Here is a 23,585-nt window from a genome sequence, read left to right on the forward strand (position 1 = left end):
CCTATGCGTATGTGCCGTCGTGCTGTAACCGTCCTCGCTCTCAGCCTGCCCCTTTCGGCGTGGGCTGCGGTTCCCGTAGTAGATGACAACGCGGGTGGCTATCCACCTGCGGGTTATGGCACGAGCGGCGCCTATGCCGGAGCAGGGGCTTCGGCCCCTGCTTCTGCAAATGGCCAGCTGTTCATGCAGCTGCAGCAGATGCAGGACCAGATTTCCCGCCAGCAAGGCATCATCGAAGAGCTGCAGAACGATGTGTCGCGCATGAAGCAGGAAAACCTCGAGCGCTACCAGGATCTCGACCGCCGCATCAGCAGCGGTGCCGCGCCTGCCGCGACTCCAGACAATTCTTCCACCGGTGGCGCGAACAGCGCAGCCACGGGTGCGGCCGCCGGCACCAATGCCGCGCAGCCACCGGCCGCGAGCAGCGAGCCGGGCGATCCGGCGAAAGAGAAGCTGTATTACGACGCCGCTTTCGACCTGATCAAGCAGAAGGACTTCGACAAGGCCAGCCAGGCCTTCAACGCCTTCCTGCGCAAGTACCCCAACAGCCAGTACGCCGGCAATGCCCAGTACTGGCTCGGCGAGGTCAACCTGGCCAAGGGCGACCTGCAAGGTGCCAGCCAGGCGTTCGCCGAGGTCGGTCAGAAGTACCCGAAACACAGCAAGGTGCCGGATTCGCTGTACAAGCTGGCCGATGTCGAGCGCCGCATGGGCCACACCGACAAGGTCAAGGGCATCCTGCAGCAGGTCATCACCCAGTACCCCGGCACTTCCGCCGCGCAACTGGCGCAACGCGACCTGCAAAAGCTCTGAACGACCCGTTGAAGAAGAAACCCGCGCTTGTCGCGGGTTTTTTCGTTAGAATCACGGCCCTTTTTTCGTAAACACGCTGCCGCGGATAACGCTTTGTCGAGTCCGCGACAGTGCCTGACGGAGGCGGACAGCCTGTTCAGCTGTCACGCCCGTGGCGATCATGCAAGACACATTACGCATCACCGAAGTGTTTTACTCGTTGCAGGGTGAAACGCGAACGGCCGGGCTGCCCACGGTTTTCGTGCGCCTGACCGGTTGCCCCCTGCGCTGCCAGTACTGCGACAGTGCCTATGCCTTCAGTGGCGGCACTGTCCGCACCCTCGACTCCATTGTTGAGCAGGTGGCCGGCTTCAAGCCGCGCTACGTCTGCGTGACCGGTGGCGAGCCTCTGGCCCAGCCCAACGCGCTGCCTTTGTTGCAACGCCTGTGCGACGCCGGTTACGACGTGTCGCTGGAAACCAGTGGCGCTCTCGACATCAGTGGCGTCGACACCCGGGTCAGCCGCGTGGTCGATCTCAAGACCCCAGGCTCCGAGGAGTCTCACCGCAATCGCTACGAGAATATCGAGCTGCTGACCGGCAACGACCAGGTCAAGTTCGTCATCTGTTCCCGCGAGGACTACGATTGGGCGGTTTCCAAGCTGATCCAGTACAACCTGGCCGAGCGCGCCGGTGAAGTGCTGTTTTCGCCCAGCCACCACCAGGTGAGCGCCACCGAGCTGGCCGACTGGATCGTCGCCGACAACCTGCCCGTACGCTTCCAGCTGCAGCTGCACAAGCTGCTGTGGAACGACGAACCCGGACGCTGAGGAGAAAGACATGACTGACAAACGCGCGGTAATCCTGCTGTCCGGTGGCCTGGATTCGGCCACCGTGGTAGCCATGGCCAAGGCCGACGGCTACCAGTGCTACACCATGAGCTTCGACTACGGCCAGCGCCATCGCGCCGAGCTCAACGCCGCGGCACGGGTAGCCCGTGACCTGGGCGTGGTCGAGCACAAGGTGATCGGCCTGAATCTCGATGGCATCGGTGGCTCGGCCCTGACCGACAGCAGCATCGATGTGCCCGAGGCGCCGAGCGAGGGGATTCCGGTCACCTACGTGCCGGCTCGCAACACCGTGTTCCTGTCCCTGGCCCTGGGCTGGGCGGAGGTGCTCGAAGCCCGTGACATCTTCATTGGTGTCAACGCCGTGGATTACTCCGGCTACCCTGACTGCCGCCCGGAATTCGTCGAGGCCTTCGAGCGCATGGCCAACCTGGCTACCAAGGCCGGCGTGGAAGGGCAGGGCTTCCGCATCCAGGCGCCGCTGCAGAACCTGAGCAAGGCGCAGATTGTCCAGGCGGGCATCGCCCGTGGCGTGGACTACAGCCTGACCGTTTCTTGCTACCAGGCCGACGACGACGGGCGTGCCTGCGGCAAATGCGACAGCTGCCGCCTGCGCGCTGATGGCTTCAAGGCCGCCGGTGTAGAGGACCCCACTCGGTATTTTTGAAAAAATTTGCGATGGGGTGTTGAATTCTTCTGAGAAATCAGTAATATACGCGCCATCCAACGGGTCGTTAGCTCAGTTGGTAGAGCAGTTGGCTTTTAACCAATTGGTCGTAGGTTCGAATCCTACACGACCCACCATATGCAGTACGAAAAAGCCCGCCTTCATGGCGGGCTTTTTCATGCCTGTCGAAAAAGTGGCCTGACCCACTGTCAACGGTTCAGGCGCCGTGCATCGAACGCATCGCGTGCCTGGTAGGCGGTGTAGGTGGCCTGCGCAGCCACCAGGCCAGCAAGGCCGAAGGTGCGATCGAGGCCGAACCGACTGAAACCGCTCGGGATCGGCAGGCGATGGGCAATGGCATCCGCCAGGACTTCGCCGGCGACCGTGGTCGGGGCCATGCCATGGCCGCCGAAACCGACCGCGTGCCAGATGCCGTTGTGGTCCTGGCCGATCTGCGCCATCTGGTGGCGTCCGTAGCTCATCAGGCCGCCCCAGGAGTACTCCAGTTCCACGTCCTCGAATTGCGGGTAGACGCTCGCCAGGTCGGCCTTGAGCAGCCTGGCGATGGCCTGCGGCCCGCGATCGAGAATGGAGATGCGTCCGCCCCAGAGGATCCGGCTGTCTTTCAGCGGGCGGTAATAATCGAAGGCGAAGCGTGTATCGTAGATGGCCGACTGGCAGTCGATGGCGTCCTGCAGGCGTGCGCCCAGTGGCGCAGTGGTCACCACGTAGGTGGCGATCGGCAGCACGGCGCGTTCGATCGGGGCGTAGACGCCGCGGGCATAGCCCCCTGCGCTGAACACCACCTGCTCGGCATGGACTTCGCCCTGGCCGGTGCGCACGATGTAGCCGCCTGCCTTCTTCTCGATACTGGTGACCGGCGACTGTTCGTAGATCGTCACCCCGGCCTGTGCGGCTGCCTGGGCGATGCCGCAGACATACTTGAGCGGGTGGAAGTGGAATGCGTTGCGCTCCAGCAACCCGCCGTAATAGCGCTCGGTCCTGAGCTGTTCCTTCAGTTCGCCGGGGGCGATGTATTCCCAGTCGACGCCATAAGCCTGCTTCATCAGCTGGCGCGGTTTCTCAAGGCGCGACGGGTCGTTGAACCAGTTGGCGAGGATCACACCCTGGTCGACCAGGTCGCAATCGATGGTGTATTTGCGGGTACGTTCGCGGATCAGGTCGACGGCGTCGAGTGTCAATCGATACAGCTTGCGTGCCTCGTTGGCGCCCAACGCCGCCAGCAGATCGGCGTTGCCGAGGCTGTAGCCGCCGAAGACGAAGCCGCCGTTGCGTCCCGAGGCGCCATGACCGACGCGTTGCGACTCGAGGAGTGTCACATCGCTCACCCCGCGCTCGGCAAGCCCTATTGCGGTCGACAGGCCGGCCAGGCCACCACCGAGGATGCAGACGCGGGTATCGGTGCGCCCGCTCTGGGCAGAGTAGAAGGTTCTGCTGGCGGTGGCTTCGTAGTAGGAGTCGAAGGTGCTGTTCATCAGGGTCCCGGAGCAGTGGTGGGCGGACCGGGGCGGGTCCGCCAATGGAGAGTTCAGGCGGGTTGCTGGCTGGCCGCGAGCGCATCGCCTGTGGGCTCTGCCTTGCTGCGTTCGGCTTTGCGAATCTCGATACTGGAGAAGTCCATTTCCCTGTAGCGCACCACCTTGGAGCCTGTGACCAGCTTGTGGCCGAACCAGACCACCACGAACAGCACCAGGCCGACGTAGGTGGCGAAGGCACCGACCCAGTCGATCTGCCCGCCGATGAACGCCTGGTAGTTCTGCCCGAGCATGACCACCATGCACAGGCCGAAGGCGAACAGCGGGCCGAACGGGAAGTATTTCGACACATACGGCAGTTTCGCCAGGTCATTGCCATTGAGCAGGTAGCCGCGGCGGAAGCGGTAATGGCTGATGGCGATGCCCAGCCAGGCGATGAAACCGAGCATGCCAGAGGTGTTCAGCAGCCACAGGTAGAGCTTGCCGGGGCTGAACAGGAAGCTCAGCAGGCACAGACCCGCGACCGCGGCGGTGGCCAGCAGCGCCCAGACCGGCGTGCCACTGCGGGTCACCCGGGCGAAGATGGCCGGCGCCTTGCGCTCCAGCGCCAGGCTGTAGAGCATGCGCGACGAGGCATACATGCCTGAGTTGCCGGCGGACAGCACCGAGGTCAGGATCACTGCGTTCATCACGGCGGCGGCGGCGAGCATGTCAGCCTTGGTAAAGATCAGGGTGAACGGACTAATGGTGACATCCGACAGGCCGTCTTTGAGCAGGCGCGGGTCGGTGTAGGGGATCAGCAGGCCGATCACGACAATGGTGAGTACGTAGAACAGCAGGATGCGCCAGAAGATCTGGCGCACGGCCTTGGGAATGTTGCGTCCCGGGTTTTCCGTTTCGCCAGCGGCGATGCCCACGAATTCGGTGCCCTGGAACGAGAAACCGACGATCATCGCCACGCCGATCAGCGCCGGCAGGCCGCCGGCAATGGGCGCGTCGCCGATCTGCCAGAGGTGGGCGCCACCGTCCTGGCCGCCTTCGAGGATGCCCAGCAGCATCAGCACGCCCACGGCGATGAAGATGATGATGGTGATGACCTTGATCAGGGCGAACCAGAACTCCGCCTCGCCGAAGAAGCGCACCGAGGCGACATTGAGGGCGAACAGCAGCACCAGGAAGGCCGCGCTCCAGATCACCCCGGGGGTGTCCGGGAACCAGTAGAGCATGATGATCTGTACGGCCACCAGGTCCACGGCGATGGTCACTGCCCAGGAGTACCAGTAGTTCCAGCCCAGGGCGAAGCCGAAGCTTTCTTCGACGTAGCGCGAGGCATAGGTGGAGAACGAGCCGCTGACCGGCATGCACGCGGCCATTTCGCCGAGGCTGGTCATCAGGAAGTAGACCATCAGGCCAATCACCGCGAAGGCCAGCAGTGCGCCGCCGGGGCCAGACTGGGCAATGGTGGCGCCGGAGGAGACGAACAGGCCGGTGCCGATGGAGCCGCCGATGGCGATCATGTTCAGGTGACGGCTGGTGAGGGTGCGCTTGAGGTGTCCGGAAGGTGGGGCTGCGGCAGTCAAACTTCCGTTGTTGTTCGAATGGGTCATGGGCAACCTATTGGATCTGCATTCGGGTGAGTTGTTGTTTTTGTTGTGAACTGACCACTTCCAGTTGCAGGTGACGAGCGCGGATGGGGCGCCGGTCTGCCAGCAGCTTCTCCAGTGCTGCGGCGGTGGCGATTGCATTGATTGAAATCAGTATTGGCGTTGAAAGGTGTTCGCAACAAACGACAATTAGTTGCTATATCATTCCATTTTGGAATGCTTGGTTTCGTCGTTTTGATCGTGTGGCAAAGTTGAAATTTGCACGCATTCATCTGGATTACCCATATTTACTGAGATGCGTCGACGTCATTGTGGAGTGTGAAATGGTCGTTTTGTAACTGTCATGAAATGTACGAAACAATATGGCGGAAATTTATTCATCATTGATGCAACAAAAAACCGATACCTGGCGTGGCCAGATATCGGTTTCGGAGGGTCATATCCCTTCAAGTGGAGGGATTGATGGAGGGGCAGCCTTGTCGTGAGCTGTCAGCCTTTGTCACGGCGGACCGTGCAGCTACTGGCAGTCCGCTGTTGCTGTTTCATCCGGGGGCGGATTCAAACCCGGAACTGCGCCATCAGTGCCTGCTGCTGGTTGGCCAGCCGGTTCAACGCCTGGCTGATGTGCGCCGATTCGTCGGCCTGCCCCGACAGCGATTCGGTCACGTCGCGGATGCCCGCCACGTTGCGGTTCACCTCTTCGGCCACTGCGCTCTGTTCCTCGGCGGCCGAGGCGATCTGCAGATTCATGTCGGTGATCACCGTCACCGCCTCGCCGATACGCTGCAGTGCTGGCAAGGTCTGTTCCATCTGCGCGGCACTGTCCTGGGCCTGGCGCTGGCCGGCCTGCATTGCCTCGACCACGTCCTGGGTGCCTTGCTGCAAGCCTTCGATTACCTGGCGGATCTCCTCGACCGACACTTGAGTGCGCTGCGCCAGGTTGCGTACTTCGTCGGCGACCACCGCAAAGCCTCGCCCGGCTTCGCCGGCGCGGGCCGCTTCGATGGCGGCGTTGAGGGCCAGCAGGTTGGTCTGCTCGGCGATGGCGCGGATCACTTCAAGTACCGAGCCGATCTGTTCGCCACGGCTTTCCAGGGCGCGGGCTTCATCCATGGCCGCATCCATGCCGCCGGCAAGTTGGGCGATAGCTTCGCGGGTGGCGCCCACCCGCGCCAAGCCATCGCGGGTTGCCTGGTCGGCACCGCGTGCGGCCTGGGCGGCCTGTGCGGCGTTGTGGGCAACGTCATGGGCAGTGGCGCTCATCTCGTTGGCCGCCGTGGCCACCTGTTCGATTTCGCGGTGCTGTTGCTGCATGCCGTCGCTGGTCTGGCGGGCGATCAGCGCCGACTGGTCGGCAGTGCCGCGGGCTTCCTGCAGCGAACCCTTGAGCTGGGCGATCACCGGTTGCAGTTTGTCGAGGAAGCGGTTGAACCAACCGGTGAGCTGGCCCAGTTCGTCGTCGCGGGCGTAGTCCAGGCGCCGGGTCAGGTCGCCTTCACCGCTGGCGATGTCCTCCAGGCGGGCGGCCACGGCCAGGATTGGCCGGGTCACGCCGCGGGCGGTCAGCCACACCAGCAGCAGCCCCAGCACGGCGGCGCCCAGGCCGACCAGCAGGCTGACGAGGTTGGCCTGCTGGTTCTGGCTGTCCAGGCGCTGGTTGAGGGTGACGGCGGGGGCTTGCAGTACCTGCTCGGGCAGTTCGAGCAGCACCTGCCACGGTGCCGCCCCGGGAATTGGCGCAAAGGGTCGGGAAATACGCATGGTGCCTTGGTCCAGGCGCTCGACGGCCTGGCCGGCGCGCAGTGGTGCGGCCAGGGCCGCCGCGCTGGCACCGAAGGCCTGCTGCACGGTCTTGCTCAACTGGCCGGCATCCTGACTGTGGCCGGCGAGCAGGCCCGCAGGGCTGACGATGCTGACCTGGCCCTGGCCGTCGAACAGCTCCTGGCGGCCGGCCAGGCTCAGTTGCTGCAGGTTGTCCAGGCCGATGTCCAGGCCGACCACGCCCACCACCTTGCCGTTTTCCAGCAGCGGCAGGGCAATGCTGGTCATCAGTACCTGATGACCGTTGACCTCGTCGAAATACGGGTCTAGCACGCACGCCTTGGCGGTTTCCAGCGGGCAGGTCAGCCAGCGGTTGTAGGGCGAACCGTTGGCGCCGATGCTGGTATCGGCGAGCATCGATTCGGGCATGGCCTCCGCTTCGAGGTTGCCAGTGCCGGGCTGCGACCAGTACAGCGAAAAACGCCCGCTGTCGTTGCTGCCGTTGTCGGCCTGGCCTACGAAGCGCGCGTCCTGCTGGTCCAGGGCGTTGGGTTGGAACACCAGGTACAGGCCGATCAGGTCGGTATTGCCGGCCAGTGCGGCGCGGGCTTCTCGGCTCAGCTCACCGCGCAGTTCGGCACCGCCACGGGCCTTGAGCGCCTGCACCAGGCGGGCGAAACCGTTGCCGTACTGGTAGGCGTCCATGAAGTAGCGCTGGATGCGCAAGGCCTGGGTTTCGCCGTGGGCCTGCAGGCGCAGGCGGGCACTGTGGTCGAGCAGTTCGGTGTTGGCCTGGAATACCTGCTCGGCGCTGCGCCGGGCCTGGGTGAGCGAGGTGGCCACCAGCAGGGCGACGATGGCCAGCAGGCACAGGCCGGCGAGCAGGGTGATCTTCCACTGGATGGAGAGACGGCGCTGCGACATGGGCTTTTCCTTCTCGGGCAAACACAACGCCCGCGGTCAGGCGGGCGTCGGTGGGGTCATTCGGCGATGCAGTTCGGTGGCGCAACCCTGAAGGCTTTGGTCAGCCAGGCCAGGTAGAGCATGCCAAGCAGGGCCCAGATTCCGCCGAACAGCAAGGAGTGTTCGTTCAGGTCCAGCCACAGCGAGACGATGATGCAGAAGCCTATCGTCGGCGCCACCAGATACTTGAGGTTGTTCGTCAGGCCCTTGTTCTGTCTCTCACGGATATAGCAGTGGTTGATCACCGAGAGGTTGACGAAGCTGAACGCCACCAGCGCGCCGAAGTTGATCACCGAAGTGGCGGTGACCAGGTCGAAGAAGATCGCCGACAGCGAAATCAGGCCGACCACGGCGATGTTCAGCACCGGGGTCTTGTAGCGCGGGTGCAGGCGGGCGAACACCCCGGCCGGGATCACGTTGTCGCGGCCCATCACGTACAGCAGGCGCGACACGCTGGTCTGCGAGGCCAGGCCCGAGGCGATGGTGTTGATCACCGTGCAGGCGATGAACACCGACTGGAACAGCTTGCCGCCGACGTACAGGGCGATTTCCGGCAGGGCTGCTTCCTGGTCGTGGAAGCGCTGCATGGTCGGGAAGTAGGCCTGGATAAAGTACGACACCCCGATGAACACCACGCCGCCGATCAGGGCGGTCAGGAAGATCGCCCGGGGGATGGTCTTGCCCGGGTCGCGGGTTTCCTCCGACAGGCAGGTCACTGCATCGAAGCCCAGGAACGAGAAGCACAGGATGGTCGCGCCCGCGGCCAGCGCGGCGAACTGGGTCTGGTCATCGGCGAACGGCAGCAGGCTCCAGGCGGTGCCCAATCCCTCGCCGTGGCCCAAGCCGCGCCAGCACAGGTAGATGAACACCGAGATGATCGCCACCTGCACGGCGACGAACAGCAGGTTGAAGTGCGCCACCAGGTTGATGCTGCGCATGTTGATCAGGCTGATCAGGGTGACGAAGCTGGCCACCCATACCCAGGCCGGCACTTCGGGGAACATTGCCGACAGGTAGAGCTTGGCCAGCAGCGCGTTGACCATGGGCAGCAGCAGGTAGTCCAGCAGCGACGACCAGCCGACCAGGAAACCCACGTGCGGGTTGATGGCGCGCTGGGTGTAGGTGTACGCCGAGCCCGACTGCGGGAAGCGCCGCACCAGCGTGCCGTAGCTCACGGCAGTGAACAGGATGCCGACCAGGGCCAGGATGTAGGCGCTGGGCACATGCCCTGCAGTGATGCCGGAGACGATGCCGAAGGTATCGAACACGGTCATCGGGGTGAGGTAGGCCAGGCCGATAATCACCACGTGCCAGAGGCGCAGGGACTTGCGGAACTGGGGGTCGCCGGAAGCGCTGTGGTCAGGCTGCATGCGGGCGCTGCTCCTGTGTCGAAACAACGGGCACGGCGAGTGACGGGCACGACAAGGTCGAGCGGATGGGCTCCATGTTGTTCACCTTTTATGTTGGAGCTGCAGGGTGCGCGAAATAAACAACGATGGTCGTTTGAGTGTCAAGTTAAACATGACAGGTAGTCAATTGAATGGAAGGTGAATCGGTTTTATTGGCCGTTATGCACTGTTATTGGCCGATTGAGCGGATCGTAAGTCGATTTTGATGTTCGTAAAAATTGACATTGCTGTTGGCCAAGGCAGGCTGTCCTTGAGGTGCCGATAAACGAAATACAACAAGCATTACCGCGCCGGCCGGGCGCCGATGGTATTCTTGCCACCCCGCGTGCCCTCGTTTCCGTGGTCCGCCCAATCGCCCTCCCTATGGACAGCAATCGGTTCTATTCATGAAGAAATCAGTAGGCATCCTTTCCGGCCTGGCGGTCGCCATCGCCGTCGCAACCACCGCTGGCGCCTGGTACACCGGCAAGCAACTGCCCGCGGAGCTGGAACGCTCCGTTGCCCGCGGCAACGAAGAGCTGAAGAAAGCCCTGGTCGGCAACGGCGGCAGCATGACCATCGAGCTGGTCTCGCTGGACCAGCACTTCTTCACCAGCACCGCGCACTACCGCCTGAAGGCCGAGAACGTGCAGCTCGGCGAGGCCGAGGCGCTGAACTTCCAGGTTGGCGTGACCGACCAGATCGAGCACGGCCCGTTCCCCTGGTCGCGGGTCAAGGCGTTCAAGCTGATGCCGGTCATGGCCACCAGCAACAGTGCTTTGGACAAGGATGACTTCACCGCAGGCTGGTTCACCGCCGCCGGCGACAAGGCACCGGTCACCGCCCAGGTCAGCCTCGGCTACAACGGCAGCGTCGACAGCGATATCCGCCTGGCGCCGGTGACGCTCAAGGAAGACGGCGGCAACGTCCTGGACTTCTCCGGCCTGCAGCTGCAACTGCGCGGTGACCGCGACGGCAAGGCGGTGGAGATCCACGGCAATGCCGAGCACCTGGAGTTGAACTTCGTCGATGAGCAACAGGCGCCGGTGAAGATCCTGCTCAACGGCTTCAAGGCCGGCGGCAAGCTCCACGAAACCGCTCACGACATGGTCTACGTCGGCAACTTCGACCTGGCCCTGGCCGACACCCAGGTGACCTTCGGGCCGAAGCAGGAAGTGCTGGTGCTCAAGGGCCTGCAGCAGAACAACCTGTACAACGCCGAGGGCGAGGCCAAGGACAAGCTGGCCGGGCGCCTGGAATACAAGGTCGCCGACATCAGCTACGGCGGGCGCAAGGTCGGTAGCGCGGAAATGGTCCTGACCATGAAGTCCATCGACATCGCGGCCATGCAGGCGTTGATGGAGTGGTACCAGACCCAGCTGCCGCAGATGCAGCAGGCGGCGGCCGAGGGCGAGGCCCCGTCGCTGGAAATGACCCCCGAGGAACAGGCCAAGGTCCAGGGCGACCTGCACAAGCTGCTGGTAGCCAAGCCGCAGGTGGCGGTGGAGAAGCTGGCGTTCAAGACCGCCAATGGCGAGAGCCACTTCAACCTGGCGATGGACTTCGCCAGCCCCAGCTCGTTCGACCTGCCGCCTGACCAGCTGGGCAAGCAGCTGCTGACCCAGCTGAAGGCCAAGCTCAGTGTCTCCAAGCCGATGGTCGGTGACCTGGCCACGTTGCAGGCGCTGCTCGACGGCGAGACCGACGCCCAGGCCATTGCCCAGCAGTCCAGCCAGGCTGGCGAGATGCTCGGCATGATGGCGCTGCAGAGCGGCATGGCCACGGTAGAGGGCACCGATGTGGTATCGAGCCTGCAGTACGCCGATGGCATGGTCGACTTCAACGGCAAGAAGATGACCGTCGAAGAGTTCGCCATGCTGATCAGCGGCCACCTGGCGGCGCTGCAGCCGCAGGGCTGAGCCCTCGGGCAGACCCGCTCCCATCATCGTGGGAGCGGCGATGCGGCGACCCGACTTGCCCCGCGACGGAGGGCTGCAAAAACCCCTTTTGCATCCTTCCGATTGCCTGTAGCCTTCGCGTCCGATAATAATCCGCGCCCGCAGAGGGGCCGAGACGCTGGCCGTCCGGCACCGCTAGCCGATCTGCCAGGGCCGGGTGATACACTCGACTGACGCGCTCAAGCGCCCTGCAGGTCCAGCGATCATGACCCAGATTTCCGAACGCCTGTTGGTCCAGGCGCACCTCGATGCCAAGCAGCCCAACCCGCTGACGCCCGCGCAGGAGGCCGAATACCGTGCGGCCATCGCCGCCGAGCTGAAGAAGCAGAACGCCGTGCTGGTGGCCCACTACTATTGCGACCCGGTGATCCAGGCCCTGGCCGAGGAAACCGGCGGCTGCGTGTCCGACTCGCTGGAAATGGCGCGCTTCGGCAAGAATCACCCCGCCGAGACCGTGGTGGTGGCAGGGGTGCGCTTCATGGGCGAGACGGCGAAGATCCTCACCCCGGAAAAACGCGTGCTGATGCCGACCCTGGAAGCGACCTGTTCCCTCGACCTGGGGTGCCCGGTCAAGGAATTCTCGGATTTCTGCGACCAGCATCCCGAGCGCACCGTGGTGGTCTACGCCAATACTTCCGCGGCAGTGAAAGCCCGGGCCGACTGGGTGGTGACCTCCAGCTGCGCGCTGGAAATCGTCGAAAGCCTTATGGACAACGGCGAGACCATCATCTGGGGCCCGGACCAGCATCTGGGTCGTTACATCCAGAAGCAGACTGGTGCCGACATGCTGCTGTGGGATGGCGCCTGCATCGTTCATGAAGAGTTCAAGTCGCGCCAGTTGGCCGACATGAAGGCGCTGTACCCGGACGCCGCGATCCTGGTGCACCCCGAGTCGCCGGAAGCGGTGATCGAGCTGGCAGACGCGGTAGGTTCCACCAGCCAGCTGATCAAGGCGGCGCAGACCTTGCCGAACAAGACTTTCATCGTCGCCACCGACCGCGGCATCTTCTACAAGATGCAGCAGCTGTGCCCGGACAAGGAGTTCGTCGAGGCGCCGACTGCTGGCAACGGCGCGGCCTGCCGCAGCTGCGCGCACTGCCCGTGGATGGCCATGAACACCCTGGAGCGGGTGCTGGACTGTCTGCGCAATGGCAGCAACGAGATCTTCGTCGAGCCGGCGCTGATCCCCAAGGCGATCAAGCCGTTGAACCGCATGCTCGACTTCACCCAGGCGGCGCGGTTGAAGTTGTCCGGTAACGCCTGACCGGTTGCACAAACCATCGCGGGGCAAGTCGGGTCGCCGCGATGGTTTCTGGCTGTGTATCAGCGCCCCATCATCTCCTTGACCATGCGCTGCTGCTCCATGATCTCGCGCTGGCGCTGGTCGATCTGCGAAGCCAGCGGGAAGTTGCTGCCCGAGCGGCGCTTGGCGTAGTCGAGCTGCTGGATCGCCTGGTCGAAGTCGCCGACCAGGGTGAAGTATTCGGCGCGCGCGCGGTGCAGGCCGATAGTGTTGCCCGACAGCCCGCGCACTTCGGCCACATCGTACCACACGTCTGGATCGTCCGGACGGTTCTTGACCAGGTCATCCAGCACCTTTTCCGCTTCGGCTGGCTTGTTCTGCTTGACCAGCAGGTCGGCGCGCACCTGTTTCAACGGGTAGTTGCCCGGGTACAGCGCCTGCATGCGCTGGGCGCGCTGCTGGGCGTCGGCCAGGCGGTTGTTGGTGATGTCCAGGTCGATCTGCGCCAGGTTGTAGGTGATGTCGTTGGGCGCCTTGGCCAGCAGCGGCTTGAGGTTCTCCCGCGCTTCGTTGAGCTGGCCGCCCTTGATCTGCGCCAGGGCCAGGCCGTAGCGGGCGGCATCCATGTTCGGGGTTTCGTCGAGCTGGGCGCGGAAACGCTTGGCGGCCATGCCCGGCGTGCCTTCGTAGGTGAGCTGCACGCGGGCGCGGATCAACTGGTAGCGCAGGCTGTCTTCCACGCCGCCCTTGGGCGCCTGTTCGGCGCGGTTGCGGGTGTCGGCGATACGCGATTCGGTGACCGGGTGGGTCAGCAGGAATTCCGGCGGCTTGGCATCGTAGCGGTACTGGCGGGCCAGGCGCTCGAACATGCTGGGCATGTTGCGCGGATCGTAGCCGGCCTTTTCCAGGTTGAGGATGCCGAAACGGTCGGCTTCCTGTTCGTTCTGCCGGGAAAAGCGCCGCTGCTCCTGGATTGCCGCGGCCTGTGTGCCGGCGATCACGCCAATGCCGGCATCGCCGCCGCCGCCCGCCGCCAGCACGATACCGGCCAGCAAGGCCGCCATCATCGGCAGCTGCATGCGTTGCTGGGCCTCGACGCCGCGGGCGAAGTGGCGTTGCGACAAGTGCGCCAGTTCGTGGGCCAACACCGAGGCGTACTCGCCTTCGGTCTGGGCATTGAGGAACAGGCCGCCGTTGACCCCGACGATGCCACCGGGTGCGGCAAAGGCGTTGAGTTCCTTGCTGTCGATAAGGATGAACTCCAGGCGCCGGTCCTGCAGTTGACTGGTCTCGGCCAGCTTGTACACGCTGGTCTCGACGAAGTCCTTGAGCTGCGGGTCGTTGAGCTGGTTCACCTGGCCGCGCAACAGGCTCAGCCAGGCGCGGCCGAGCTGGTGTTCCTGTTGTGGCGAGACGATCGCGGAGCTGGCGTCGCCCAGTGACGGCAGGTCGTCGGCGTGGCCGGGCAGGGCCAGCAGGCAGGCCAGCGTCAACAGGGTGGGGCGCAGTAGATTCATGCAGAAGCTCGCGTCGGTCAAAAGCCTTACTGTAGCCGGGTCGCGCGATGCCGACCAGTGGCGGTATCCTAGCGGCCTTCCCCATGCGGTCCTGGAGCGCTGCCCGATGAGTGACACCCCGACTTGTGACGCCGAGCTCGATGCCAGCGGTCTCAACTGTCCATTGCCGCTGCTCAAGGCGAAGATGGAGCTCAATCGCCTGGCCAGCGGCGCGGTGCTCAAGGTGCTCGCCACCGATGCCGGCTCGCAACGCGACTTCCGCACGTTCGCCCAACTGGCCGGTCATACGCTGCTGCATGAAACGGCCGAGGCCGGGGTCTACACCTACTGGCTGCGCAAGGCCTGATTCCCTTCATTAGGCTCTATACGAAAAGCCTTGATACTTGTTCATGCTGCGTTGAAAACAGCCTCGGAATGCTCATGTACTCTAGTACACTCCGCTTCCTCGGCTGTTTTCGCCTTGCCTGACCTGCGTCTCAAGGCTTTTCGTACAGAACCTAGGATCGTCAATGTTCAAAGTGCTTCGCGACTGGATGCAGCGCTACTTCTCCGACGAGGAGGCAGTGGTGCTGGCGGTCCTGCTGTTCCTGGCCTTTACCGTGGTGCTGACCCTGGGCGGCATGCTCGCGCCGGTGCTGGCGGGCATGGTCCTGGCGTTTCTCATGCAGGGGCTGGTCAATGCCCTGGAGCGCCTGAGGGTACCCACACGGCTGGCCGTCTGGCTGGTGTTCGCGCTGTTCATGGGCGCGCTGGCGGTGTTCATGCTGGTGCTGGTGCCGCTGCTCTGGCATCAGCTGATCACCTTGTTCAACGAGCTGCCCGGCATGCTCGGCAAGTGGCAGTCGCTGTTGCTGCTGTTGCCCGAGCGCTACCCGCACCTGGTGTCGGATGAGCAAGTGCTGCGCGCCATCGAGTCGGTGCGCGGCGAAATCGGCAAGTTCGGCCAATGGGCATTGACCTTCTCCTTGTCGAGCCTGCCGCTGCTGGTCAATGCCATGATCTACCTGGTGCTGGTGCCGATCCTGGTGTTCTTCTTCCTCAAGGATCGCGAGCTGATCGGGCGCTGGGTCAGTGGCTACCTGCCGCGTGAGCGCACGTTGCTCAACCGGGTGGGTGACGAGATGAACCGGCAGATCGCCAACTATATCCGTGGCAAGGGCATCGAGATCCTGATCTGCGGGATTGCCACCTATATCGCCTTCATCAGCCTGGGCCTCAACTATGCCGCCTTGCTGGCGCTGCTGGTGGGGCTGTCGGTGGTGGTGCCGTATGTCGGCGCGGTGGTGGTGACGGTGCCGGTGACCCTGATCGCGCTGTTCCAGTGGGGCTGGGGCGATCAGTTCATCTACCTGATGGCGGTATACGCGATCATCCAGGCGCTCGATGGCAACGTGCTGGTACCGTTGCTGTTCTCCGAGGCGGTGAGCCTGCACCCGGTGGCGATCATCTGCGCGGTGCTGCTGTTCGGCGGGCTGTGGGGGTTCTGGGGGATCTTCTTCGCGATCCCGCTGGCGACGCTGTTCAAGGCGGTGCTGGATGCCTGGCCGAGGCAGGAAACGTCTGTGGCGCCGATGCTGTAATTGCTGGGGCCGCTTTGCGGCCCTTTCGCCTGCAAGCCTCCCACATGGATCGCTTTACCTGTGGGAGCCGGCTTGTCGTGGCGACGAACCGCGGCGAAGGGCTGCGCAGCAGCCCCATGCGTCCTTAAGCCTTGTTCAAGGCCTCGGCCGCAGCCAGTACCGCATCCACATGCCCGGGCACCTTCACCCCACGCCATTCCTGGCGCAGCACACCGTCCTTGTCGATCAGGAAGGTGCTGCGGTCCACGCCCAGGTATTCCTTGCCATACAGCTTCTTCAGCTTGATCACGTCGAACAGCTGGCACAGGGCCTCGTCCTTGTCGCTGATCAGCTCGAAGGGAAAGGCCTGCTTGGCCTTGAAGTTCTCATGGGACTTGATGCCATCGCGCGATACGCCGAACACCACGGTGTTGGCGGCCTGGAACGCCGCGTGCTGGTCGCGGAAACCCTGGCCTTCGGTGGTGCAGCCCGGGGTGCTGTCCTTGGGGTAGAAGTACAGCACCACTTGCTGGCCTTTCAGTTCAGCCAGGCTGACGCTCTGGCCGCTGGTGGCCTGCACCTGGAAATCGGCGACGGGTTGGTCGATTGCTACGGCCATGGGAGCTTCCTTAGACAGGGTTCTGTGGGCGCCACGGTTCGATCAGCGCGTCCAGGTTCAGCGCGTCGGCGAAGTCGAGGAACTGGTCGCGCAGCCAGCTGATCTGGGTGCCGGCTGGCAGGATCACGGTGAACTGGGCGTTGAGCATGCTGCTGCCGGTCTGCGGAGCGAGGTAGGTGTCGCAGGTCATGGCTTCGAGCTCGACGCGGTGGTCGAGGAAGAACTGGCACAGCTCGTTGATGATGTCCGGGCGATAGGCGGCGCTGACGTAGGCCACGTAAGGCAGGGCCTGCGGGCGCACCTCTTGGTCGGCGCTGCGGACCACGTCCAGCGTCAGCCCGTGCTTCTTGCCCAGGCCTGGCAGGGTGGCCTCGAGGCGGGCCAGGGCATCCCAGCTGCCGCCGACCTGCAGCACCAGGGCGCTGGTTTCGCCGTGGCGCGACAGGCGCGAGGTGACCACCGCGCAGCGATTGTCGAAGGCCGCGCGGCTGAGGACGTTGGCCAGCTCCATGGGGTTGGGGCCCAGGGCGCTGATGACGAGGAATTGTTCGCGAACGGTGGGGGTGGACATGCAGCATTCCTAAAGCGATGAGCGGTCGGTACAGGACGGGGGCAAGCCTCCTTTTCCAGCAGGGCCCCGGCCGGTTTGGGCGGCTGTGGACGCAGGCGAGGAGCACTGTCGACGGCCCGGCGGGCCGCGCTGTACCGATCAAAGGATCAAGGGTAGCGAAAAGCGGCGCGAAGGGGAATGCTCCGCCCGCCTGCTTCGCTTGTGCAAGGCCGATGGCGCCAGTACCATTACCGCTCTCTTTTTCCGGCAGGAGCAATTACATGATTGCGGGCAGTATGGTGGCGTTGGTCACACCCATGGATGCACAAGGGCGTCTGGACTGGGGCAGCCTCGACAAACTTGTAGACTTCCACCTGGAAAATGGCACTCACGCGATCGTAGCTGTCGGTACCACCGGTGAATCCGCCACGCTGGACGTCGAAGAGCACATCCTGGTCATCAAGCACGTGGTCGAGCGGGTCAAGCACAGCAAGAAGCGGATCCCGGTAATTGCCGGTACCGGTGCCAACTCCACTGCCGAAGCCGTGCACCTGACCCAGAATGCCAAGAATGCCGGCGCCGACGCCTGCCTGCTCGTCGTGCCTTACTACAACAAGCCGACCCAGGAAGGCCTGTACCAGCACTTCAAGCACATCGCCGAAGCCGTCGACATCCCGCAGATCCTGTACAACGTACCCGGCCGCACCTCCTGCGACATGCAGGCCGAGACCGTGATCCGCCTGTCGAAGGTCAAGAACATCATCGGTATCAAGGAAGCCACCGGCGACCTGGTCCGTGCCAAGGCCATCCTGGACGGCGTCGACAAGGACTTCATCGTCCTGTCCGGCGACGATCCAACCGCCGTCGAGCTGATCCTGATGGGCGGCAAGGGCAACATCTCCGTCACCGCCAACGTCGCCCCGCGCGAAATGGCCGACCTGTGCGAGGCCGCCCTTGAGGGCAATGCCGAGAAGGCCCGTGCAATCAACGAAAAACTCATGCCGCTGCACAAGGACCTGTTCTGCGAAGCCAACCCGATCCCGGTGAAATGGGCGCTCGTTGAAATGGGCCTGATGCAACAAGGTATCCGCCTGCCGCTGACCTGGCTGAGCGAAGGCTGTCACGAAAAAGTCCGTACTGCCTTGCGCCAGTCCGGCGTACTGGTTTAATCGAGGAAGTACACCGCATGAAGCGACTGGCTGGTCTTTCCGCTCTCGCCCTGATCATTTCCAGCACCAGTGGGTGCGGTTGGCTGTGGGGCGAGGATGGCTATTTCCGCGACCGAGGCAGCGACTACCTGCAGGCGCAGCCTACCGCGCCGATGCAGCTGCCGCCGGACGCCAGCAACGTCAAGCGCCTGGATCCGCTGCTGCCGATCCCGCGCAACGTGGCCGACGATCGCGCCACTGGCGAGTTCGAGGTACCCCGTCCACAGCCGCTGTCGGCCACCGCCGACATCAGCGATTTCAGCCTGCAGCGCAGCGGCAACAGCCGTTGGGTGCTGGCCCAGCGCTCGCCCGCCGAAGTCTGGCCGGTGACCCGCCAGTTCTTCGAGGACAACGGTTTCCGCATCGCTGAAGAGCGCCCGCAGACCGGCGAATTCAACACCACCTGGCAACGCTTCGACGAGCTGTCGGCCTCCCTCGGCCAGCGCCTGGCCAGTACCTCCAGCAGCCCGGACAGCGAAGTCCGCGTGCGGGTACGCATGGAGCCCGGCGTGCAGCGCAACACCTCCGAGGTGTATGTGGTCAGCGTCGAGCGCCCGGCCGGCAGCACTGCCGAGCCTGACTTCCCGTCTGCCTCCAGCAACACCGGCACCGACGCTCTGCTGGTCGACGAAATGCTCGCCAGCATGAACCGCAGCGCCGAGAAGGGCGGGTCGGTCTCGCTGCTGGCCGCGCGCGACTTCGATGCCCCGAGCCAGGTCAGCCTGAGCGAGGACGGCAGCGGCAACCCGGTGCTGTTCCTGGGGTCCGACCTGGACCGCGCCTGGTCTGGCGTCGGCCGCGCCCTGGAGCAAGGCGAGTGGCGTGTCGAGGACATCAACCGCAGCCTGGGCCTGTACTACATCAACCTGTCCGAGAAGCCCGACGACAAGCAGAAGGAGCCTGGCTTCTTCAGCCGCCTGTTCGGCAGCGAGCCGAGCAAGGAAGAGCGTGAGGCCCGCGCCGAGCGTTATCAGGTACGCCTGAGCAAGGTGGGTGAAAACGTCCAGGTGACCGTCGAGAAGAACATCAACACCGTGGCCCCGGCCGATGTCGCCCGCCGCGTGCTGAGCGCGATCCAGGACCACCTGGGCTAAGTGCGCTTCGCGGTTCTGGGAAGCGGCAGCCAGGGAAACGGCACGCTCATCGCCAGTGGTGACACGGTCATCCTGGTCGATTGCGGCTTTTCCCTGCGCGAGACCGAGCGGCGCCTGGCGCTGCTCGGGGTTTCGGCCACGCAGTTGAGCGCGGTGCTGGTGACCCATGAACATGCCGACCACGTGCATGGCGTGGGGTTGCTGTCACGGCGCTACAATGTACCGGTCTACCTCAGCCAGGGCACCTTGCGCGGCATGCGCAAGCCGGTGGAGGTGGCCGGTTTTCTCGGTTGCGGCGATGTCGTGCAGATCGGCGATCTGCAGGTCAGCGCGGCACGGGTCGAGCATGATGCCTACGAGCCGTTGCAGTACGTGATCAGCGACGGTCGCCGCCGCTTCGGCATGCTCACCGACCTGGGCAGCTACGACGCGCAGTTGTTGGAGCGTTATCAGGGGCTCGATGCCCTGCTGATCGAAGCCAACCATTGCCGCGACCTGCTGGCCCGTGGGCATTACCCGCGCTTTCTCAAGCTGCGGGTCGGCGGCAGCCAGGGACATTTGAACAACCACCAGGCCGCGAGCCTGGTGGCCGAGTTGGGCTGGCAAAACCTGCAGCACCTGGTGCTGGCCCACCTCAGCAGCAAGAACAACCTGCCACATCTGGCCCGCCAGTGCTTCGTCGACGCCCTCGGGTGCGATCCGGACTGGCTCCAGGTGGCGAATCAGGATCAAGGGCTCGACTGGCGCCAAATCGCCTAGCCCACCTACTCAAGCAAGCGGAGCCCATCATGGAAAAACGCGACGAACTCTACCGCGGCAAGGCCAAATCGGTTTACCAGACCGACGACGCCGACCGCTTGATCCTGCTGTTCCGTAACGACACCTCGGCGTTCGACGGCAAGCGCATCGAACAACTCGACCGCAAGGGCATGGTGAACAACAAGTTCAACGCCTTCATCATGCAGAAACTCGAAGAAGCCGGCGTGCCGACGCAGTTCGACAAGCTGCTGGGCGACAACGAGTGCCTGGTGAAGAAGCTCGACATGATCCCGGTCGAATGTGTGGTGCGTAACTACGCCGCCGGTAGCCTGGTCAAGCGCCTGGGTGTGGAGGAGGGCATCAAGCTGGAGCCGTCCACCTTCGAGCTGTTCCTGAAGAACGACGAGAAGGGCGACCCCTTCATCAACGAATCCCATGTTGTCGCTTTCGGCTGGGGCACCGCCGAACAATTGGTGGAGATGAAGAAGCTGTCGTTGAAGGTCAACGAAGTGCTGAGCAAGCTGTTCGACGACGCAGGCCTGCTGCTGGTCGACTTCAAGCTGGAGTTCGGCGTGTTCCACGGCCAGATCGTCCTGGGTGACGAGTTCAGCCCGGACGGCTGCCGCCTGTGGGACAAAGAGACCCGCAAGAAGATGGACAAGGACCGCTTCCGCCAGGGCCTGGGCGACGTGATCGAAGCCTACGAAGAAGTTGCCAAGCGCCTGGGCGTGCCGCTGTAAGCGGCGCGTTCACGCAAGCGCCTGATACCACGCGAATTTTTTTCAAAAAAGGTTTGCCAGAAACGAAATCGCTGGTATGATGCGCGCCATTGGAGAGATGCCGGAGTGGTCGAACGGGACGGATTCGAAATCCGTTGTACTGGCAACAGTACCTAGGGTTCAAATCCCTATCTCTCCGCCATACATGAGAAAGCCCCGAGATTAACGTCTCGGGGCTTTTTTCATTGTTCCTCTTTTTTGCAACGACTTCGTCAATAGCCGGTATTGGCGTCTGGGCATTGAGCGCGCAAAGGGCTGGAGGCAGCAGGAAAATCGCTGATGGCAACCTGCCACGATTTGCGGCCGCACCACCTGTCGTAGAGAATCGCGACCTTTGTTTTCGTAAGGATGCGTGCAATGAAGTTCGAAGGGACTTTCCAATACATGGGCAATCACGGGATCGTCTTCAACGTCTCGCAGATCACCCTGACCGACAGCGAGCGCGGGCGTTTGCGCGAGCTGCATTTCGGCGAAGCTAAAAGCGCCCACTACGAGGTCAACAGCAAGGTCGTCGAGACGTACGACAGGATGCTGGCCAAGGGGTTGCCATGCGTGATGAAGATCGGCATCTCCAAGCCGCTGACCCGACAGCAGGGCGATACCCTCAATGCCCAGCGCACCAAGGTCGCCAACCTTGCCGCCTCGGCGTTTGCCGCCGCCGCCAGTTCTGTAGCATCGCCGTATGTTGGCGTGCCGGTGGGCGCTGGGGTGCGTGCCTATGCCAATGACGTCCTGCCCACCTACCATGCTGGCGATGTGTTGGTCAGCATCGAGGCGCAGGTCAATGGCGGCATCGGTCCGCAGCACTCCACTTCGACCCTGATCATCAAGACCTGAGGGAGGCGCCTGTGTCCGAAATTACCTATGCGGTCATCGCCCTGGTGCTTTATGGTCTGCTGGATCGGTTCCTCAGGCCCTACCCGCTGCGCAAGTGGCTGGGGGTGGCGCTGGTGGTGGTTGGTTTCGCCGGTTGCATCATTGTTAGCCAAGCCCGTTTGTTCGGGTTGGACCTGGGATTGCTGTCGGTCCTTGCCACGGGGTTGGGCGTGGGTCTGTTCATGAGGCGTCGGCGATTCGAGCAGGTTGGTTGATGCGATAAAGGTCTTTACCGATTTCTTTGCTGAAAGCCCCGTAGTTCGCGCTACGGGGCTTTTTGCATCAAACAGCGGGGCTGTTGGTTACTGCGTGGGGGACATCTTGCGACAGTGCTTTGGCCATGCCGGTTCGACTCTTTTCAGGCAACTCCGTTTTCAGTTCATGCCCTTGCCTGTTTATTGGATTCCCTTGTTGCAGGCGTTGGCGGTCTCGAGCGGCCTGACCGTCAACTCCACCCCTAGTGCAAGCATCAGCTTCTGGACGGTAGCGAAGCGTGTCTTGTCCCCTCCCTTGAGCGTTTTATAGAGCGACTCGCGGTTAACACCTGCATCCTGGGCAAACTGATTTACACCGATGGCCTTGGCGACTTCACCGATGGCCTGCATCAGCGTCTGGGCATCGTTGCTGTGCAAGGCTTCTGCAAGGAAGGCGGCAATGGTTTCGGGGTTGTCGAGGAAGCGGGAGGCCTCGAAGCGGGTTGTGTTGCTCAGTTCCAGGTCAAGGATTGGCATATCGCCAGACTCGGCTTTTCTATTCATCTTCATTTACCTCGCAGGGCATCGAGAATTTCCTTCGCTCGCTTGATGCCTCTGCCTTGATCAGTTTTGTCACTACCGTAGAGCATCAAATAGCGCACCATGCCTGTGCGCACATAGTAGATGCGGTAACCAGGCCCGATGAACACGCGCATTTCGCTGACACCGTTGCCGACGGGCTCGGTGTCGCCGAAGTTGCCACCTTCTGCGCGGAGAATCCGTACCGCAATAGCACCTTTGCCGATGGGGTCCTTGATGCTATCGAGCCAGGATTCGAATTCTGGCGTTGTGTCGATCAGGTTGCTCATGCATGAAAGTAGCCTACTGGCTACTCCTTGTCCATGTGGGGGATTTTCGGATCAGGCGCCAAGCCGGACGACGCTTGATTAAGCGCAGTGACGGCCTGAGGCTAGAGAGCGATTCGCTCGGTTGCAACGCTTTGAAGGAAGGGGACATTCGACTCGGAAAAGGACTACGGGCAGAGGGAAGTCCATGCTTTTCAGTCGGGATACGCATCAGTCCCAGGGAATCAAGCTATTTCCGGTAAGGGCGATCTGTGCAAACCACGCCAACCTGTAACGTTTTAGCAAGTAGTTCAACTCGCTTAGTTGCCGTGCCAACAACTTGTTAGTTGACCCTCGTCAACGAGGGCACCTGTACTAGTGCCTTTCATTCTCACCGCCATTTCCCGTATGATCCGCGCGCCATCCGTTTGATGGTGGATCATGGACTAAAGGATTTTTATGAAAAAGCTGATCAAAGCTACTGTCGCTGTTGCTGTCGTTTCGGGCGTTGCCCTGCTGTCCGGCTGCACCGGCCAGGTCTACAACCAGCCTAAGAACTGCTCGTACGACTACCTGTTCCACCCATCGGTTTCCATCTCCAAGATCATCGGCGGCTGCGGCCCGATCGATAAACTGCCTCAGCAGCAGTAATCCTGGAAATACCCTGATCGGGTTGTTCACAGCCTGATCCAAGACCCCCGACCATGGATGTGGCCGGGGGTTTTTGTTTGTCTGGGCCGCCTTTTCTGGCAGTTCCGCCCTGGGCACGCATTGGCAATTGAACGCTGCTGGCATATCGCCAACTGTTCCATTGCCATTCCCGGTCGCTCGCTATAGTGCATGACACCCTGACTGACAGCCTCAGG

General features: G+C 62.9%; 23 protein-coding genes, 2 tRNA genes and 1 pseudogene. 16 read left to right on the forward strand and 10 right to left on the reverse strand.

The window, feature by feature from the left end; translation table 11 throughout:
• Positions 1–3 precede the first annotated feature (3 nt).
• From ybgF to ACQ4OD_RS06480, 4 genes are all read left to right on the forward strand, one after another.
• Complete coding sequence (gene ybgF / locus ACQ4OD_RS06465; RefSeq protein ID WP_110697868.1) at positions 4–813, forward strand: tol-pal system protein YbgF; 810 nt, start codon at positions 4–6, stop codon at positions 811–813.
• Positions 814–973: 160 nt separating this feature from the next.
• On the forward strand, positions 974–1,621 hold the full coding sequence (queE, locus tag ACQ4OD_RS06470) for a 7-carboxy-7-deazaguanine synthase QueE (RefSeq protein WP_430944030.1): 648 nt from the start codon (positions 974–976) through the stop codon (positions 1,619–1,621).
• Positions 1,622–1,631: 10 nt separating this feature from the next.
• On the forward strand, positions 1,632–2,306 hold the full coding sequence (queC, locus tag ACQ4OD_RS06475) for a 7-cyano-7-deazaguanine synthase QueC (protein ID WP_050704481.1): 675 nt from the start codon (positions 1,632–1,634) through the stop codon (positions 2,304–2,306).
• A gap of 61 nt (positions 2,307–2,367) precedes the next feature.
• Positions 2,368–2,443 (forward strand) — tRNA-Lys (locus ACQ4OD_RS06480).
• 72 nt (positions 2,444–2,515) lie between these two features.
• Here the strand turns inward: ACQ4OD_RS06480 and ACQ4OD_RS06485 are convergent.
• The 5 genes and pseudogenes from ACQ4OD_RS06485 to ACQ4OD_RS06505 all read right to left on the reverse strand — a co-directional run bounded on the left by ACQ4OD_RS06485 (position 2,516) and on the right by ACQ4OD_RS06505 (position 9,500).
• Positions 2,516–3,802: an NAD(P)/FAD-dependent oxidoreductase gene (locus tag ACQ4OD_RS06485; RefSeq protein ID WP_430944031.1), complete on the reverse strand. Its 1,287-nt coding sequence runs from the start codon at positions 3,800–3,802 to the stop codon at positions 2,516–2,518.
• A gap of 53 nt (positions 3,803–3,855) precedes the next feature.
• Positions 3,856–5,409: an amino acid permease gene (locus ACQ4OD_RS06490; RefSeq protein ID WP_139673112.1), complete on the reverse strand. Its 1,554-nt coding sequence runs from the start codon at positions 5,407–5,409 to the stop codon at positions 3,856–3,858.
• 555 nt (positions 5,410–5,964) lie between these two features.
• Positions 5,965–6,720, reverse strand: coding sequence for a methyl-accepting chemotaxis protein (locus tag ACQ4OD_RS06495; protein WP_371926761.1), 756 nt, complete (start codon positions 6,718–6,720; stop codon positions 5,965–5,967).
• A 102-nt stretch (positions 6,721–6,822) separates the two neighbouring features.
• Positions 6,823–8,091, reverse strand: a pseudogene (locus tag ACQ4OD_RS06500) (HAMP domain-containing protein); the annotation flags it as partial.
• A gap of 56 nt (positions 8,092–8,147) precedes the next feature.
• Positions 8,148–9,500, reverse strand: a complete 1,353-nt coding sequence (locus ACQ4OD_RS06505) for an APC family permease (protein ID WP_430944032.1) — start codon at positions 9,498–9,500, stop codon at positions 8,148–8,150.
• Between the two features lie 425 nt (positions 9,501–9,925).
• Here ACQ4OD_RS06505 and ACQ4OD_RS06510 point away from each other — a divergent pair, with 425 nt between their 5' ends.
• Both ACQ4OD_RS06510 and nadA read left to right on the forward strand, forming a co-directional pair.
• The gene (locus tag ACQ4OD_RS06510) at positions 9,926–11,437 is read left to right on the forward strand and encodes a YdgA family protein (protein ID WP_110697878.1); all 1,512 of its coding nucleotides are present in this window, start codon (positions 9,926–9,928) and stop codon (positions 11,435–11,437) included.
• Between the two features lie 244 nt (positions 11,438–11,681).
• Positions 11,682–12,740, forward strand: coding sequence for a quinolinate synthase NadA (nadA, locus tag ACQ4OD_RS06515; RefSeq protein ID WP_102681685.1), 1,059 nt, complete (start codon positions 11,682–11,684; stop codon positions 12,738–12,740).
• 59 nt (positions 12,741–12,799) lie between these two features.
• Here nadA and ACQ4OD_RS06520 read toward each other — a convergent pair whose 3' ends face one another.
• Positions 12,800–14,236: a M48 family metalloprotease gene (locus ACQ4OD_RS06520; RefSeq protein WP_046856749.1), complete on the reverse strand. Its 1,437-nt coding sequence runs from the start codon at positions 14,234–14,236 to the stop codon at positions 12,800–12,802.
• 106 nt (positions 14,237–14,342) lie between these two features.
• On the opposite strand from ACQ4OD_RS06520, the gene ACQ4OD_RS06525 reads away from it, so the two are divergent.
• Both ACQ4OD_RS06525 and ACQ4OD_RS06530 read left to right on the forward strand, forming a co-directional pair.
• Positions 14,343–14,582 (forward strand): sulfurtransferase TusA family protein, encoded by a 240-nt coding sequence (locus ACQ4OD_RS06525; RefSeq protein WP_023630920.1) that lies wholly within the window; start codon positions 14,343–14,345, stop codon positions 14,580–14,582.
• 163 nt (positions 14,583–14,745) lie between these two features.
• Positions 14,746–15,816: an AI-2E family transporter gene (locus ACQ4OD_RS06530; protein ID WP_102681686.1), complete on the forward strand. Its 1,071-nt coding sequence runs from the start codon at positions 14,746–14,748 to the stop codon at positions 15,814–15,816.
• A 124-nt stretch (positions 15,817–15,940) separates the two neighbouring features.
• Here ACQ4OD_RS06530 and ACQ4OD_RS06535 read toward each other — a convergent pair whose 3' ends face one another.
• Together ACQ4OD_RS06535 and ACQ4OD_RS06540 are read right to left on the reverse strand one after the other, a co-directional pair.
• On the reverse strand, positions 15,941–16,414 hold the full coding sequence (locus tag ACQ4OD_RS06535; RefSeq protein ID WP_102681687.1) for a peroxiredoxin: 474 nt from the start codon (positions 16,412–16,414) through the stop codon (positions 15,941–15,943).
• Between the two features lie 10 nt (positions 16,415–16,424).
• Positions 16,425–16,985: a glycine cleavage system protein R gene (locus ACQ4OD_RS06540; protein WP_038705592.1), complete on the reverse strand. Its 561-nt coding sequence runs from the start codon at positions 16,983–16,985 to the stop codon at positions 16,425–16,427.
• A gap of 260 nt (positions 16,986–17,245) precedes the next feature.
• Between ACQ4OD_RS06540 and dapA the strand changes: the two genes are divergently transcribed.
• From dapA to ACQ4OD_RS06575, 7 genes are all read left to right on the forward strand, one after another.
• Complete coding sequence (gene dapA / locus ACQ4OD_RS06545; RefSeq protein ID WP_277503123.1) at positions 17,246–18,133, forward strand: 4-hydroxy-tetrahydrodipicolinate synthase; 888 nt, start codon at positions 17,246–17,248, stop codon at positions 18,131–18,133.
• 17 nt (positions 18,134–18,150) lie between these two features.
• Entirely contained in the window at positions 18,151–19,266 is a 1,116-nt protein-coding gene (bamC, locus tag ACQ4OD_RS06550; RefSeq protein WP_028692996.1) for an outer membrane protein assembly factor BamC, read from the forward strand.
• Positions 19,267–20,025, forward strand: a complete 759-nt coding sequence (locus tag ACQ4OD_RS06555; protein WP_046856745.1) for an MBL fold metallo-hydrolase — start codon at positions 19,267–19,269, stop codon at positions 20,023–20,025.
• A gap of 29 nt (positions 20,026–20,054) precedes the next feature.
• The gene (gene purC, locus ACQ4OD_RS06560) at positions 20,055–20,765 is read left to right on the forward strand and encodes a phosphoribosylaminoimidazolesuccinocarboxamide synthase (protein WP_016392503.1); all 711 of its coding nucleotides are present in this window, start codon (positions 20,055–20,057) and stop codon (positions 20,763–20,765) included.
• A 91-nt stretch (positions 20,766–20,856) separates the two neighbouring features.
• A tRNA-Ser gene (locus ACQ4OD_RS06565) sits at positions 20,857–20,946 on the forward strand.
• Positions 20,947–21,161: 215 nt separating this feature from the next.
• A complete protein-coding gene (locus tag ACQ4OD_RS06570) occupies positions 21,162–21,641 on the forward strand; it encodes a hypothetical protein (protein ID WP_028692998.1) in 480 nt (159 codons plus the stop codon).
• An 11-nt stretch (positions 21,642–21,652) separates the two neighbouring features.
• On the forward strand, positions 21,653–21,895 hold the full coding sequence (locus ACQ4OD_RS06575; RefSeq protein ID WP_198754983.1) for a hypothetical protein: 243 nt from the start codon (positions 21,653–21,655) through the stop codon (positions 21,893–21,895).
• 180 nt (positions 21,896–22,075) lie between these two features.
• Here ACQ4OD_RS06575 and ACQ4OD_RS06580 read toward each other — a convergent pair whose 3' ends face one another.
• Together ACQ4OD_RS06580 and ACQ4OD_RS06585 are read right to left on the reverse strand one after the other, a co-directional pair.
• A complete protein-coding gene (locus tag ACQ4OD_RS06580) occupies positions 22,076–22,438 on the reverse strand; it encodes an addiction module antidote protein (RefSeq protein WP_139673076.1) in 363 nt (120 codons plus the stop codon).
• A 2-nt stretch (positions 22,439–22,440) separates the two neighbouring features.
• A complete protein-coding gene (locus ACQ4OD_RS06585; RefSeq protein ID WP_198754984.1) occupies positions 22,441–22,743 on the reverse strand; it encodes a type II toxin-antitoxin system RelE/ParE family toxin in 303 nt (100 codons plus the stop codon).
• A gap of 435 nt (positions 22,744–23,178) precedes the next feature.
• Here ACQ4OD_RS06585 and ACQ4OD_RS06590 point away from each other — a divergent pair, with 435 nt between their 5' ends.
• Positions 23,179–23,370: a DUF4223 family protein gene (locus ACQ4OD_RS06590; RefSeq protein ID WP_023630554.1), complete on the forward strand. Its 192-nt coding sequence runs from the start codon at positions 23,179–23,181 to the stop codon at positions 23,368–23,370.
• Positions 23,371–23,585: the final 215 nt, after the last annotated feature.

Source organism: Pseudomonas sp. WC1 (assembly GCF_050586565.1).
Classification (GTDB): domain Bacteria; phylum Pseudomonadota; class Gammaproteobacteria; order Pseudomonadales; family Pseudomonadaceae; genus Aquipseudomonas.

Bases quoted from the DNA above. Each gene is read 5' to 3' on its own strand.
- ACQ4OD_RS06570 (WP_028692998.1), top strand. From the start codon at position 21,162: ATGAAGTTCGAAGGGACTTTCCAATACATGGGCAATCACGGGATCGTC.
- ACQ4OD_RS06590 (WP_023630554.1), top strand. From the start codon at position 23,179: ATGAAAAAGCTGATCAAAGCTACTGTCGCTGTTGCTGTCGTTTCGGGC.
- ACQ4OD_RS06505 (WP_430944032.1), bottom strand. From the start codon at position 9,500: ATGCAGCCTGACCACAGCGCTTCCGGCGACCCCCAGTTCCGCAAGTCC.
- bamC (WP_028692996.1), top strand. From the start codon at position 18,151: ATGAAGCGACTGGCTGGTCTTTCCGCTCTCGCCCTGATCATTTCCAGC.
- ybgF (WP_110697868.1), top strand. From the start codon at position 4: ATGCGTATGTGCCGTCGTGCTGTAACCGTCCTCGCTCTCAGCCTGCCC.
- ACQ4OD_RS06520 (WP_046856749.1), bottom strand. From the start codon at position 14,236: ATGAATCTACTGCGCCCCACCCTGTTGACGCTGGCCTGCCTGCTGGCC.
- dapA (WP_277503123.1), top strand. From the start codon at position 17,246: ATGATTGCGGGCAGTATGGTGGCGTTGGTCACACCCATGGATGCACAA.
- ACQ4OD_RS06525 (WP_023630920.1), top strand. From the start codon at position 14,343: ATGAGTGACACCCCGACTTGTGACGCCGAGCTCGATGCCAGCGGTCTC.
- nadA (WP_102681685.1), top strand. From the start codon at position 11,682: ATGACCCAGATTTCCGAACGCCTGTTGGTCCAGGCGCACCTCGATGCC.
- ACQ4OD_RS06535 (WP_102681687.1), bottom strand. From the start codon at position 16,414: ATGGCCGTAGCAATCGACCAACCCGTCGCCGATTTCCAGGTGCAGGCC.
- ACQ4OD_RS06580 (WP_139673076.1), bottom strand. From the start codon at position 22,438: ATGAATAGAAAAGCCGAGTCTGGCGATATGCCAATCCTTGACCTGGAA.
- ACQ4OD_RS06540 (WP_038705592.1), bottom strand. From the start codon at position 16,985: ATGTCCACCCCCACCGTTCGCGAACAATTCCTCGTCATCAGCGCCCTG.
- purC (WP_016392503.1), top strand. From the start codon at position 20,055: ATGGAAAAACGCGACGAACTCTACCGCGGCAAGGCCAAATCGGTTTAC.
- ACQ4OD_RS06485 (WP_430944031.1), bottom strand. From the start codon at position 3,802: ATGAACAGCACCTTCGACTCCTACTACGAAGCCACCGCCAGCAGAACC.
- queC (WP_050704481.1), top strand. From the start codon at position 1,632: ATGACTGACAAACGCGCGGTAATCCTGCTGTCCGGTGGCCTGGATTCG.
- ACQ4OD_RS06585 (WP_198754984.1), bottom strand. From the start codon at position 22,743: ATGAGCAACCTGATCGACACAACGCCAGAATTCGAATCCTGGCTCGAT.
- ACQ4OD_RS06495 (WP_371926761.1), bottom strand. From the start codon at position 6,720: ATGCAGCAACAGCACCGCGAAATCGAACAGGTGGCCACGGCGGCCAAC.
- ACQ4OD_RS06510 (WP_110697878.1), top strand. From the start codon at position 9,926: ATGAAGAAATCAGTAGGCATCCTTTCCGGCCTGGCGGTCGCCATCGCC.
- ACQ4OD_RS06530 (WP_102681686.1), top strand. From the start codon at position 14,746: ATGTTCAAAGTGCTTCGCGACTGGATGCAGCGCTACTTCTCCGACGAG.
- queE (WP_430944030.1), top strand. From the start codon at position 974: ATGCAAGACACATTACGCATCACCGAAGTGTTTTACTCGTTGCAGGGT.
- ACQ4OD_RS06490 (WP_139673112.1), bottom strand. From the start codon at position 5,409: ATGACCCATTCGAACAACAACGGAAGTTTGACTGCCGCAGCCCCACCT.